11 protein-coding genes are annotated in these 13491 nt (G+C 37.8%); 7 read left to right on the top strand and 4 right to left on the bottom strand.

All coding sequences use genetic code 11. The annotated features are described in order from the left end of the window. The 7 genes from opp4C to ACIP9G_RS15160 all read left to right on the top strand — a co-directional run bounded on the left by opp4C (position 1) and on the right by ACIP9G_RS15160 (position 9526). Positions 1-909, top strand: coding sequence for an oligopeptide ABC transporter permease (gene opp4C / locus ACIP9G_RS15190; protein ID WP_401020457.1), 909 nt, complete (start codon positions 1-3; stop codon positions 907-909). 1062 nt (positions 910-1971) lie between these two features. Next, entirely contained in the window at positions 1972-2994 is a 1023-nt protein-coding gene (locus tag ACIP9G_RS15185; protein WP_401020454.1) for an ABC transporter ATP-binding protein, read from the top strand. Continuing rightward, positions 2975-3922 (top strand): ATP-binding cassette domain-containing protein, encoded by a 948-nt coding sequence (locus tag ACIP9G_RS15180; RefSeq protein ID WP_340825938.1) that lies wholly within the window; start codon positions 2975-2977, stop codon positions 3920-3922. Before ACIP9G_RS15185 ends, ACIP9G_RS15180 begins: the two co-directional genes overlap by 20 nt. A gap of 1 nt (position 3923) precedes the next feature. Beyond that, positions 3924-4886 (top strand): oligopeptide ABC transporter permease, encoded by a 963-nt coding sequence (gene opp4B, locus ACIP9G_RS15175; protein WP_401020451.1) that lies wholly within the window; start codon positions 3924-3926, stop codon positions 4884-4886. A gap of 35 nt (positions 4887-4921) precedes the next feature. Beyond that, on the top strand, positions 4922-5824 hold the full coding sequence (locus ACIP9G_RS15170; RefSeq protein ID WP_401020449.1) for an ABC transporter permease: 903 nt from the start codon (positions 4922-4924) through the stop codon (positions 5822-5824). 17 nt (positions 5825-5841) lie between these two features. Beyond that, the gene (locus ACIP9G_RS15165) at positions 5842-7650 is read left to right on the top strand and encodes an oligopeptide ABC transporter substrate-binding protein (RefSeq protein ID WP_401020447.1); all 1809 of its coding nucleotides are present in this window, start codon (positions 5842-5844) and stop codon (positions 7648-7650) included. Positions 7651-7720: 70 nt separating this feature from the next. Further along, entirely contained in the window at positions 7721-9526 is a 1806-nt protein-coding gene (locus tag ACIP9G_RS15160; protein ID WP_401020444.1) for an oligopeptide ABC transporter substrate-binding protein, read from the top strand. A 110-nt stretch (positions 9527-9636) separates the two neighbouring features. On the opposite strand, the gene ACIP9G_RS15155 is transcribed toward ACIP9G_RS15160, so the two are convergent. From ACIP9G_RS15155 to ACIP9G_RS15140, 4 genes are read right to left on the bottom strand one after another with little or no spacing between them, the layout of a single operon-like run. Continuing rightward, the gene (locus ACIP9G_RS15155) at positions 9637-10563 is read right to left on the bottom strand and encodes an ABC transporter ATP-binding protein (protein WP_340825926.1); all 927 of its coding nucleotides are present in this window, start codon (positions 10561-10563) and stop codon (positions 9637-9639) included. Next, a complete protein-coding gene (locus tag ACIP9G_RS15150; RefSeq protein ID WP_401020441.1) occupies positions 10556-11611 on the bottom strand; it encodes an ABC transporter ATP-binding protein in 1056 nt (351 codons plus the stop codon). The genes ACIP9G_RS15155 and ACIP9G_RS15150 overlap by 8 nt, the downstream gene beginning before the upstream one ends. A gap of 13 nt (positions 11612-11624) precedes the next feature. Further along, positions 11625-12545, bottom strand: a complete 921-nt coding sequence (locus tag ACIP9G_RS15145; protein WP_340825922.1) for an ABC transporter permease — start codon at positions 12543-12545, stop codon at positions 11625-11627. After that, positions 12545-13474 carry an ABC transporter permease gene (locus tag ACIP9G_RS15140; RefSeq protein WP_337981927.1) on the bottom strand — a complete coding sequence of 310 codons (930 nt, stop codon included), beginning with the start codon at positions 13472-13474 and terminating at the stop codon, positions 12545-12547. Before ACIP9G_RS15140 ends, ACIP9G_RS15145 begins: the two co-directional genes overlap by 1 nt. Positions 13475-13491 lie beyond the last annotated feature (17 nt).

Raw genomic sequence — 13491 nt, 5'->3', positions numbered from 1 at the left:
GTGGAGATTATTACAAAACAAGAAGCGTCTGCATCAAAAACACTGAATAAAAGCCCCTCTCCATGGGTGATAGCGAGAAGAAAGTTCGTTAAAAATAAATTAGCTATGATAAGCCTTATTTTTTTACTAATCGTTATTATTCTATCGTTTTTAGCGCCATATATTACGACAAAAGATATTGTGCGTGTAGACTTTATGAAAATTAGCCAACCACCTTCAAGTGAGAATTGGCTTGGAACCGATACAAATGGCCGTGATGTATTTACACGAATGCTTTATGCTGGTAAATCGTCTTTAACGGTTGGTATAGGTTGTATGTTTTTCATTGTTTTAATTGGGACAACTATAGGGTCTATTTCAGGTTATTTTGGTGGCAAGATTGATCAAATTTTAATGCGTTTCACTGACTTTGTATTAATGTTCCCTTTATTAGTTTTTGTTATCGTATTAAATACGATTTTAGTTGGTAAAGTTTCGGGGCTATGGACGTTAATCATTGTCATTTCCGTTTTAAGCTGGGGTAGTGTTGCCCGCGTTGTACGAAGTCGAATTCTTGCAGAAAAAGAAAATGAGTACATTTTAGCTGCACAGTCAATCGGCTGTAAATCATCGAAAATCATTATTAAACATTTATTACCGAACGTCGCTTCTACAATCATTGTACAAGCTACATTATTAATGGCGGTAACCATTGTAATAGAGTCGGCGTTAAGCTTCTTAAACTTCGGTGTGCCAGCAGATACGCCAAGTTGGGGAAATATGCTTGCAGAGGCTAGAAACTCAGATGTGTTAAGAGATAAAATTTGGATATGGATTCCACCAGCAACAGCAATTACATTAGTAATTTTATCGATTAATTTTATCGGTGAAGGACTAAAAGATGCGATGAATCCAAAATCAAGAAGATAATGTTGGTAAATAAATGGCACCTATCAAAGTGAACTTCACTTTGATAGGTGCCATTTGCTGTTGGCGTGGAGCGAGGGGGGTGAATCTGCTAGCGGAGTGTGGGGGTAATTCCGCGGAGCGAGGAGTTGATTCCGCGGAGCAAGGAGAGAATTCCGCGGAGTGAGGGTGTAATTCCGCGGAGTGAGGGTGTAATTCCGCGGAGCAAGGGTGTAATTCCGCGGAACGAGGAGGTGATTCCGCGGAGCAAGGAGAGAATTCCGCGGAGCAAGGAGAGAATTCCGCGGAGCGAGGTAGTAATTCCGCGGAGCGAGGTAGTAATTCCGCGGAGCGAGGGAGTAATTCCGCGAAGCCAGAGAGGTAATCCCTCGAAGCAGGGACCTAATCCCGCTCTATTAGCAATATGTAGGAAGGAATATCAAAATTGTACATGGAAGCCTTATATGAAGCGTAGAAACTAACTATTTTTATGTAAAAGGTTGCTAAATTAAAATTTGATTTTTGTGTGGAAAATAAAAAAATAATTATAAGTTTATGGTAAAAATAAAATTTTTTTAATGTAATAAGGAATTAATAAAACAAAGCGTTTTAAAACAAAACGCACTTGAATAAAAGCATTCAAATAAAATTTATTTATTAGCAAATTTTTTTATTAATTATTGAAAAAGGTTGATTTATGAAGTTAAACTTCACTCTATTTTATTATTTTAAAATATTTCATGAGCGTTTACTTATTTGTTTTATTTATATAACAAATAAGTAAAATTGGTAGGTGGAAAATGAAATTCATCTAGATAAATAGTAGGTGAGAATACTCTTTTTTATGATAATAATTTGAAAAAAACGCTTGATTTTGCATATAAATACTAAATAAAATAGCGTTATAATCAATTATCAGATAATTCTATCTATGTGAAGACAGGTTGCTTTACTTGTAATTAACAAGCTAAAAGTGCTTGTCTTTAGCAAAAATAAAAAAATAGGAGGCGTTAGTTTAGGGAAATTATAATTTTGAAATAAAGATAAATGTATTTGTCAGAAAACTGAATGTTGGAGGGAGATTGTTTGTGTACAAACTTATTAACAATTAACAATTTAACAACGAGTTTTCGTATTAAAGACACATACCACGCAGCAGTAGAAGATGTCTCGCTCTCACTAAGAAAAAATGAGATTTTAGCGATAGTAGGAGAGTCGGGCTGTGGGAAGAGTACGTTAGCCACAACTATTGTTGGCTTACATAATGATGGGAATACAAAAGTGACTGGGGAAATACTTTACAATCAACAAAATTTAACAAAGTTAAGTGAAGTACAATTCAACCAATTAAGAGGCAATGATATTGGCTTTATATTTCAAGATCCTCTTTCAGCTTTAAACCCATTAATGCGCATTCATGAACAAATTGCGGAAGGTCTTATTTATCACACAACACTAACTAAAAAGCAACGTGAAGCACGTGTTTTAGAATTGCTTGAGCAAGTAGGGATTGCTCATCCTAAACGGGTTGCTAGACAATTCCCGCATCAATTATCAGGTGGTATGCGCCAACGTGTCATGATTGCGATAGCGCTATCCAGTAAACCGGCCATCATTATTGCTGATGAACCGACTACAGCTTTAGATGTAACGATTCAAGCACAGATTCTAGACCTTTTAAAGTCGCTTCAAGATGAGACACAAGCAGGCATTATTTTAATTACCCATGACTTAGGTGTTGTGGCAGAAATTGCAGACCGTGTAGCCGTCATGTATGCAGGGCAAGTTATTGAAGAGGCACCCGTTCAAGAACTGTTTAATAATGCTAAACATCCATATACACGTTCCTTATTAAATTCAATTCCACAAACACATGAGGAAAATGAACGGCTAGAGGTAATACGGGGTATGGTGCCTTCGCTCATGAATTTGCCACGTGAAGGCTGTCGTTTCTCTGCACGCATACCGTGGATTGATGCATCAGCACATGAAAGTGATCCACAATTACATGAAATTGCACCGGGGCATTTTGTTCGTTGCACCTGCTGGAAACACTTTTGCTTTGAAGGGGAGCTAGGAGGTGGACAGTATGACATTTATGCTAATTAAAGATTTAAACGTCCATTATTCAATACGAGGTGGCTTTTTTAATACTGTCATTGATAAAGTGTATGCGGTTGATGGTGTGACGATGGCGTTTGAAAAAGGAAAAACATATGGTTTAGTCGGTGAATCAGGTTCTGGTAAATCAACTACAGGTAAAGCAATCATTGGTCTCGAAAAGGTAACGTCTGGCCAAATCATTTATGAAGGGCACGATGTTACTAATAAACGACGTAAGCGTAATTCTGCGTATAACAGAGATATTCAAATGATTTTCCAAGACGCACACTCGAGTATGAATCCAAGAAAGCGTGTACTGGATATTCTAGCAGAGCCAATGCGCAATTTTTTGAAGCTCAGCGATCAGGAGGAACGCAAGCGTATTAAAGCGCTACTTGCCATTGTTGGTATGTCAGAGGACGTTTTGTTAAAGTATCCGCATGAATTTTCAGGAGGACAAAAGCAACGTCTTGGTATCGCGCGGGCAGTTGCTACTAATCCAAAATTGATTATTGCGGACGAGCCTGTATCCTCACTTGATTTATCGGTTCAAGCACAAGTACTAAATTTTATGAAAGATATTCAGCAAGAATATGGGCTAAGTTACTTATTTATATCTCATGACCTCGGAGTCGTAAAACATATGTGTGATTACATTGCAATCATGTACAAGGGGCGCTTTGTTGAAACGGGTACCCGTCAGGATATTTACATCAATCCACAGCATATTTACACAAATCGCCTGTTGTCAGCTATCCCACATATTGAGCCTGAAACGAGGATGGCGCGTAAAGCAGCTCGGCAAAAAGTCGAAGAGAAGTATCGCAAAGATCATCATCACTATTATGATGAGAATGGTAAAGTATACCCTTTAAAATCCATTTCAGAGACCCATAAAGTAGCGATGTCTGAAATTGAGCAGGAGGGATTGTAAAATGTGGAAAACTGTTGTGAGACGCATTATTGTAATGATTCCCCAAATGTTTATATTAAGTTTAATTATATTTATTTTGGCAAAACAAATGCCTGGCGATCCTTTTACAGGATTAATTACACCAGAGACAGATCCTTCGAGGATTGAGGAACTACGCATACAAGCGGGCTTCTATGATCCTTGGTATGTTCAATATTATCGCTGGATTACGAATGCCTTTCAAGGTGATTTTGGACAAAGCTATACATATAAAATTGCGGTGTCCACTCTTATTGGTGAGCGTGCACTTAATACATTTTGGCTTTCATTACTTAGTGTCATACTAGTCTACTTGCTCGCCATACCATTGGGAATGCTTGCAGGACGTAAGCAAGATACATTTTTAGATAAATCGATTATCCTATACAGTTTTATTAGCTTCGCAATTCCCACTTTTGTATTATCTCTCGTTTTCTTGTTCGTTTTTGGTTATCGCTTAATGTGGTTCCCAACGAGTGGAACCGTTGATGTTGGACTTGAATCAGGAACGATGGCCTATTTTTGGAATAAAATATATCACTTGCTATTGCCTGCTATGACGGCAGCTATTTTAGGTACTACAGGGATTATCCAATATTTACGCTCGGAAATTATTGATGCTAAAACACAAGATTATGTAAAAACAGCTCGAAGTAAAGGCATTCCAATCCGTAGAATATATGCGCGACATATTTTCCGCAATTCAGTTCTTCCTATTGCAGCGTTTTTAGGGTTTACAATAACAGGTTTATTAGGTGGCTCGATTTTCATAGAAACTATTTATGGCTACCCAGGTATGGGGGAATTGTTTATTAGTTCAATAACGAGTCGCGACTATAGTGTCATTACTGCACTCATCATGCTCTATGGTTTCTTAGCATTATTAGGTAGTCTGCTGTCGGACATTATTATGAGCATTGTGGATCCTCGTATCCGTATAGACTAACGACTAACATAATGTGTAAGAAGAGGTGAATATGAATGACGCAACAAACTTACGAGACGAATATGATGGAAAACTCTCCGCCGACAGGTATACAAGTCGTTTTACGAGAGTTTAAAAAAGATAAAGTAGCGATGTTTTCCTTTTTTGGTGTCACGATTATTATGTTAACGATTTTTATTGCAGCATGGATGCTCAACCAAGAAGAAGTATTGAAAATTAATTTGCTAGAACGCTATACAGAACCAGGTGTTAATGGTTACATTCTTGGAGCAGATGAAGCAGGGCGTGATGTGCTAGGTCAGTTAATTATTGGGGCGAAAAATTCGCTTTTAATTGCTATATGGGTAACGGTGATAGCCAATATTATAGGCATAGCTATGGGAATTATTATGGGCTATTACAGCGGTATTGTGGATAATGTGATGATGCGAATAATTGATTTTATTATTACATTACCGACACTTATGATTTTTATTGTCCTTGTTTCTATCATTCCAGAATATGGCGTTCTTGAGCTCGTTATTATTATTAGTGCATTTCAATGGATAGGGATTGCTCGGTTAATTCGAAGTAAAGCTTTATCAGAAGGGCGACGGGATTATGTAAGTGCATCCAAAACGATGGGGACAAGTGATATCGCTATTATGTTTAAAGGGGTATTACCAAATTTAAGTTCGATTTTAATAGTAGAGTTTACATTAAGTCTTGCGGGTAATATTGGGATTGAAACAGGGCTATCATTTTTAGGATTTGGGCTACCACCTTCGACACCAAGTTTAGGAACTTTAGTAAGCTATGCAAGAAATCCGCTCGTCTTAGCAGACAAATGGTGGGTTTGGCTACCAGCATCTTTATTAATTTTAGTTTTAATGCTCGGTATTAATTATATAGGACAAGCACTTCGTCGCGCCGCTGATGCAAAACAAAGATTGGGATAACAGAGGAGGCTATAACAATGAGGAAAAAGTGGTTGATGACTATCGTTACGTTGGCAATCTTATTGCTATTAGCTGCCTGCAATCGCAACGATAAAAAGCAAGCAAACGAAGCTGAAGGCAGCAACGATAAGCCAGCACAAACGGAAGATAACAAAGTAGATACAAGTACTCTTCCAGTTGAAGTAACAAACGAAGGGGACACTATTCAAGGGGGCACATTACATGTAGGGCTTGTGACAGATTCGCCTTTCAAAGGAGTTTTCTCCTGGGAGCTTTATGCAGATGTCTATGATGCAGAAATTATGGGCTACGCAACAAATAATTTATTTGTCGTAGATGAAGACTTTTTAATAACTGATAAAGGCATCGCCAAGTTAGACGTCGATGCAGATAATAAAAAAGTAATGATTTCGATTCAAGGAGATGTAAAGTGGTCGGATGGAACGCCATTAACCGCGGAAGACCTAATCTATCCTTATGAAATAATTGGTCATCCCGATTATGAAGGTGTACGCTACGATGATGACTTCAAAAATATTGTAGGGGCAGAAGAATATCATGATGGCAAAACAGAAACGATTTCTGGTATTAAAAAAATAGATAATAAAACGATTGAAATTACTTTTAAGAAAATATCACCTGCAATTTATTCAGGTGGTGATGGTTTATGGGGCTATGCAGCACCGAAACATCAACTTGCATCCATTGCCGTAAAAGATTTAATTTCATCTGATGTCGTTCGCAAAAATCCAATTACACTAGGGCCATTTAAATTTGACAATATAGTCAATGGTGAGTCCGTACAGTTTGTAGCAAATGAACACTACTATAAAGGTAAACCAAAAATTGATAAAGTGGTTGTGCAAGTTGTACCAGCAACTTCCGTTGGGGAAGCGCTGAAAACAGGGAAATTTGATATAACATCAGAATTTAGAGCTAATCAATATGATAGTATTAAAAATTTATCGAATATTTCGATATTAGGGCGTCCTGAATTATCATACAGCTATCTCGGCTTTAAGTTAGGGAAATATGACAAAGAAAAAGGCGAAAATATTTATGATGAAAAGGCAAAAATGAATGATATTGATTTACGTAAAGCGATTGCCTATGCAATGGATATTGAAACTGTAACAGATAAATTTTATCAAGGGTTACGAGAGCGTGCCAATTCTCTAATCCCACCAGCTTTTAAATCATACTACGATGAAACGCTAGAGGGATATCACTACAATCCTGAAAAAGCGAAAGAAATACTAGATGCAGCAGGCTATAAAGATACAGATGGTGATGGTATTCGTGAAGATAAAAACGGTAATAAGTTTGCTATTCGTTTAGCGGCGATAGCTGGCTCTGATACGGATGAAGCGATCGTTGAGTACTATCGTCAAAATTGGAAGGATGTTGGTTTAGATGTGCAATTAACGACAGGGCGTCTTCTTGAATTCAACAACTTCTACGATAAAGTAGAAGCAGATGATCCTGAAATTGATATGTATATGGGGGCTTGGGGAACTGGAACAAATCCATCTCCAGCAGGATTATATAGTAAAGGCGCAGCGTTTAACTTCAGTCGCTATGTTTCGGAAGAGCTGACGAATTTATTAAATAATATCGATTCTGAGGAAGCGCTAGATACAGATTATCGTGCACAGGCTTTCCGTGCATGGCAAGAATATATGCATGAAAAGGCAACGATTATACCAATGTATTTCCGTACTGAAATTATTCCTGTCAATAAACGCATAAAAAACTACACTATTAAATACGGAAATGTTACAGAGCTACAAAATGTTGAATTCATAGCAGACACAGCAATTAAATAGGGCAATGTTTATGATGTAACTAATATAAAGAGAAGTGAGATTCATTGGAAGAAATGGGGAGGAAATACCGATGAGAAAAGAATGGTCAATACTATCCGTAATGTTAGCATTCCTATTGCTATTAGCTGCCTGCAATCGTACCGATAAAGAGCAGGCAAACGAGCCTGAAGGCAGTAATGATAAACCAGCACAAACAGAGGATAACAAAATAGATACAAGTTTACTACCGACTGAAGTAATAAATGAGGGTGAAGCCATTCAAGGAGGCACATTACATGTAGGGCTTGTTTCAGATTCACCATTCAAAGGCATTTTCTTAGCTGAACTTTCTGCGGACGCCACAGATAGTTCTATTACAGGCTATGCTTCAAATGGTCTATTCGAAGTCGATGGAGACTTTCTAATAACAGATGAAGGAATAGCCAAGTTAGAAGTTGATACTGACAATAAAAAAGCGACAATCACTATTCAAAGTGATGTAAAATGGTCGGATGGAACGCCATTAACGGCAGAGGATTTAATCTATCCATATGAAATAATCGGCCATCCCGATTATGAAGGCGTACGTTATGATGACAATTTCAAAAATATTGTAGGCGCAGAAGAATATCATGATGGCAAAGCTACTACAATTTCTGGTATTAAAAAGATTGATGATAAAACGATTGAAATTTCTTTAAAGAAAGTGTCACCTGCTATTTATTCAGGTGGCGATGGTTTATGGGGCTATGCAGCGCCTAAGCATCAACTAAAATCCATTGCGATAAAAGATTTAATTTCATCTGATGCTGTAAGAAAAAATCCAATCACACTTGGACCATTTAAGTTTGAGCAAATTGTGAATGGAGAGTCCGTGCAGTTTGTAGCAAATGAACACTATTTTAAAGGAAAACCGAAAATTGAAAAGCTTATTGTACAAGTCGTTTCCACTTCAACTGTTGGTGAAGCGTTGAAAGCAGGGCGATTTGATATCGCTTCAGTCCCTGCTACACAATATGATACTATAAAAAATTTATCGAATATTTCGATTTTAGGGCGCCCTGAATTATCATACAGCTATCTCGGCTTTAAATTAGGAAAATACGATCAAGAAAAAGGTGAAAATATTTATGACGAAAACGCCAAAATGAATGATATCCAATTACGACAAGCGATTGCCTATGCAATGGATATCGAAACCGTAACAGATAGATTTTATCAAGGTCTGCGAGTGCGTGCGAATTCATTAATTCCACCAGCATTTAAAACATACTATGATGGAGCGCTTGAGGGCTATCATTATGATACTGAGAAAGCGAAAGAATTATTAGATGCAGCGGGCTATAAAGATATAGATGGTGACGGTATTCGTGAAGATAAAGAGGGCAACAAGTTTACCATTCGTTTAGCGGCGATGTCAGGTTCTGATACGGATGAAGCGATCGTCGAGTACTATCGCCAAAACTGGAAAGAGGTAGGCTTAGATGTGCAATTAACGACAGGGCGTTTAATTGAATTCAACAACTTCTACGATAAAGTACAAGCAGATGATCCTGAAATTGATATGTATATGGCTGCTTGGAGTACTGGCACGAACCCGTCACCAGCAGGGTTGTACAGCAAAGGAGCCGCATTTAACTTTAGTCGCTACGTTTCTGATGACTTAACAAAGCTATTAAATGATATTGACTCAGAAGAGGCATTGGATGCAACATATCGAGCAAAGGCATTCCGTTCATGGCAAGAATATATGAGTGACAAGGCAATGATAATACCAATGTATTTCCGCACGTCAACGATAGCAATCAATAAACGCATAAAAAGCTATAATATTGATCGGGAAACGGGTACAGAGATACAAGATCTTGAACTAATAGCTGATGCACCGATAAAATAAGTGTATAATGGTAAATATAGTATTTCTTACAATTTATAGAAGAGATGAATAATCGAATCCTCAAAAAAAAAGATCCATCCATTGCATAAGTTCAATGGATGGATCATATATTATTTAGTGGCAACCCATGTTTTCACAAGGTCAGCAGTACCATATACATAATGTTGTTCGCCAACTTCATGGTATGTTGCGCTTTCGTCAACTTCTGTATGTTTGTAAGGAATACGTTGACGACGCTTTTCTGACATTGGGTCTGGAAGCGGGATTGCTGATAATAATGATTTTGTATAAGGATGAACAGGATGATTATAAATATCATCGGCTTTACCAATTTCCATAATTTTACCACGATACATAACGGCGATACGATCACTGATGTATTTAACCATTGAAAGGTCATGGGCAATGAACAGGTATGTTAAGCCACGTTCTTTTTGTAGTTGTTTTAATAAGTTAACAACTTGCGCTTGAATCGATACGTCAAGTGCAGAGATTGGTTCATCGGCAATGATGAACTTTGGATCTAAGCTAAGGGCACGAGCGATACCGATACGCTGACGTTGACCACCTGAGAATTCATGTGCGTAACGATTGGCGTGCTCTTTGTTTAAACCTACAGCTTCAAGCAATTGGTTGATTTTTTCGCGACGTTCTTTCTTATCCTTGTATAAGCCATGAATATCGAAAGCTTCTGCAATGATTTCCCCAGCTGTCATACGAGGGTTTAACGAAGCATATGGATCTTGGAAAATCATTTGCATTTGACGATTAAAAGTCTTTAAATCGCTTTTTGATTTTTTACCATGCACGTTTTGACCATCGAAAATAATTTCGCCATCTGTAATATCATATAGGCGAATGATTGAGCGACCAGTCGTCGATTTACCACAGCCTGATTCTCCAACAAGTCCAAGTGTTTCACCTTCATAAACATCAAAGCTAATACCATCAACAGCTTTAATAGGGTTGCTTGGTGAACCAAAGTATTGCTTTACGTTTTTAATTTCAAGAATTTTTTTTGCACCTGTTTTAGTCATTGAATTCTGCCTCCTTCGCTAAAAAGCCCTCAATACGTTTAGCAACCGCATCTGGAAGTGGAATTTTTGGCGCATCAGGATGTAACAACCAAGTTTTTGCAAAGTGAGTATCGCTTACTTGGAACATTGGCGGCTCTTGCTCATAGTCAATCGCCATTGCAAATTCATTACGAGCAGCAAAAGCATCTCCCTTTGGAGGGTTCGTAAGATCTGGAGGTGAACCAGGAATCGTACGTAATAGCTCGTCCTCATTACTATCTAAATCAGGCATAGAACCAAGTAATCCCCATGTATAAGGATGTTTTGGATTATAGAAAATATCATTTACTGTACCATACTCGACGATTTGACCAGCATACATAACGGCTACGCGGTCAGCAACGTTAGCTACAACGCCTAAGTCATGCGTAATGAAAATGATAGAAGTTTTAGAACTTTTTTGGATTTCTTTCATTAATTCTAAAATTTGTGCTTGGATTGTTACGTCCAATGCAGTTGTTGGCTCATCGGCGATTAACAGCTTAGGATCAGCCGCAAGTGCAATAGCGATAACAACACGTTGACGCATCCCGCCTGAAAATTCATGTGGATATTGATTGTAACGTTTTTCAGGGAAGGGGATACCTACTTGCGTTAAAAGTTCGATTGCGCGTTTTTTAGCATCAGCCTTAGAAACTTTCTTATGTTGCAAAATTACTTCAGTTATTTGACGTCCGACCTTCATAGTTGGATTCAAACTTGTCATCGGATCCTGGAAGATCATAGCAATTTCATTTCCGCGTACTTTCGACATTTCTTTATCAGAAAGTGGAATTAAATCACGGCCGTTAAATAAAATTTGTCCTGACTCATAAATACCAGGTGGCTGTGGAATTAATTTCATTAAGGCGTTACTCGTAACACTCTTACCAGAACCAGATTCACCAACGATCGCTAGTGTTTCACCTTCTTTTAAATCAAAGTTTACACCACGAACAGCATGGACAAGCCCTGCATATGTTTTAAAGTTAATTTTTAAATCTTTTACTTCTAAAATTGTTTTACTCATTTCGGCCACCTCCTTATTTACGTAGTTTTGGATCTAATGCATCACGTAAGCCGTCACCAACTGCGTTAAACGCAAAGATTGTTAGTGAGATAAATACCGCTGGGAAAATTAAACGCCAAGGGGCATTTGTAATTGCTTTATTCCCTTCAGATGCCATTGTACCCCATGAAGCGTGCGGAGCAGGAACACCAAGTCCTAAATAACTTAAGAATGACTCGGTGAAAATAGCAGACGGAATTGTTAGAGTCATTGTTACTAAAATCGCACCAAGTGCATTTGGAATTAAATGTTTTAAGATTAAATGCATTGTGCTCGCACCTAAAGTACGTGCAGCAAGTACATATTCTTGATTTTTAATGGATAATACTTCACCACGAACGATACGAGCCATGCTAATCCAGCCTGTAATCGAAAGGGCGATAATCATAGGGAATAAACCTGGTTGTAAAACTACTAATAAAACGATTACAACTAAAAGGTAAGGCACAGCTGTTAATACGTCGGCAATACGCATCATAATATTATCAACACGACCACCTGCTAAACCTGAAATACTTCCCCAAAGAACACCAATCACTAAGTCAATAACAGCCGCTGTAATCCCGATAAATAGGGAAATACGAGCACCTGCCCAAATACGTACGAAAATATCACGACCTAAATCATCTGTCCCAAACCAAAAATCAGCAGATGGGGGACTGTTGTAGACACCAAGTTGATCGCTATATTTATATTGTGAAAGCATTGGAACAGTAATCGCCATTATAATAACGATAATCAGTGTAATTAAACCGAAAATTGCCATTTTATTATGTGAAAAGCGAATAAATACTTCCTTCCAGAAGGAAACGGATTTATCAGCTAATTTATCTGTTGCTTCATGATTTCCACCGACAATTTTAAACATATCTTTGTTAATCGGTTGCTGTGTCATTACTTTTTCGCTCCCTTCAACTTAATTCGCGGATCAACAATGCTATATAGAATATCGACAATTAATACCGCAAATAAAAGGATGATTGAATAGAACACTGTCGTTCCCATGATAACTGTGTAATCACGGTTTGTAATACTTTGTACAAAGTGTTTACCTAGACCAGGGATTGCGAATATTTGTTCAACGATGAAACTACCTGTTACAACACCAGCTGTTAATGGGCCAAGGTAAGTAAGAACTGGCAGTAAGGAATTTCGTAAAGTATGGCGGAAAACGATTGTCCATTTGCCAATTCCTTTAGCACGTGCCATTTTTACATAATCACTGCTATTTTGCTCAAGCATACTTGAACGTGTTAATTTTGCGATAAAACCCATGTGTGAGAATGCGATAGCAAGGGCAGGTAAAACACTATAGATGAAACCCTTCCATCCACTAACAGGGAACCAGCCTAATTTAAAGGCTAAGAAATACTGCATTAAGCCTGCCAAAATAAATGATGGTACTGAAATACCGAGCACCGCAAAGGTCGTTGCCAAATAATCCGGCCATTTATTATGATAAAGCGCTGAAACTACGCCTATTAATACACCGAATCCAATCGCCAGTAGCATAGCTTCAATCCCAAGTGTTAACGAAACTGGGAAGCTCTCATTAATCATATCATTTGTAGAACGCGCTTTATACTTCATAGACTCACCGAAATTAAATGAGGCCGTATCGATTAAATAATCTTTATATTGAATATACCAAGGGTTATTTAATCCATACGTTTCGTTTAACTTTTCCTCAATTTGAGGAGGGAAATTACGTTCACTTGCAAAAGGACTACCTGGAGCAAGACGCATTAAGAAAAACGTAGCCGTTACGATGACGAAAAGCGCGAGAAGTATATACATCAGCCTTTTCAAAATATATTTAATCACATAAAACTCCTCCTTCT

The organism is Lysinibacillus sp. NPDC093197, from assembly GCF_044754025.1.
Lineage (GTDB): Bacteria > Bacillota > Bacilli > Bacillales_A > Planococcaceae > Lysinibacillus.
Note: the sequence above shows the minus strand (reverse complement) of the source record. Positions and strands in the feature narration are given on the sequence as shown.

Coding starts and splice junctions, on each gene's coding strand:
- ACIP9G_RS15180 (WP_340825938.1), top strand. CDS start 2,975: ATGACATTTATGCTAATTAAAGATTTAAACGTCCATTATTCAATACGA.
- opp4B (WP_401020451.1), top strand. CDS start 3,924: ATGTGGAAAACTGTTGTGAGACGCATTATTGTAATGATTCCCCAAATG.
- ACIP9G_RS15170 (WP_401020449.1), top strand. CDS start 4,922: ATGACGCAACAAACTTACGAGACGAATATGATGGAAAACTCTCCGCCG.
- ACIP9G_RS15165 (WP_401020447.1), top strand. CDS start 5,842: ATGAGGAAAAAGTGGTTGATGACTATCGTTACGTTGGCAATCTTATTG.
- ACIP9G_RS15160 (WP_401020444.1), top strand. CDS start 7,721: ATGAGAAAAGAATGGTCAATACTATCCGTAATGTTAGCATTCCTATTG.
- ACIP9G_RS15155 (WP_340825926.1), bottom strand. CDS start 10,563: ATGACTAAAACAGGTGCAAAAAAAATTCTTGAAATTAAAAACGTAAAG.
- ACIP9G_RS15150 (WP_401020441.1), bottom strand. CDS start 11,611: ATGAGTAAAACAATTTTAGAAGTAAAAGATTTAAAAATTAACTTTAAA.
- ACIP9G_RS15145 (WP_340825922.1), bottom strand. CDS start 12,545: ATGACACAGCAACCGATTAACAAAGATATGTTTAAAATTGTCGGTGGA.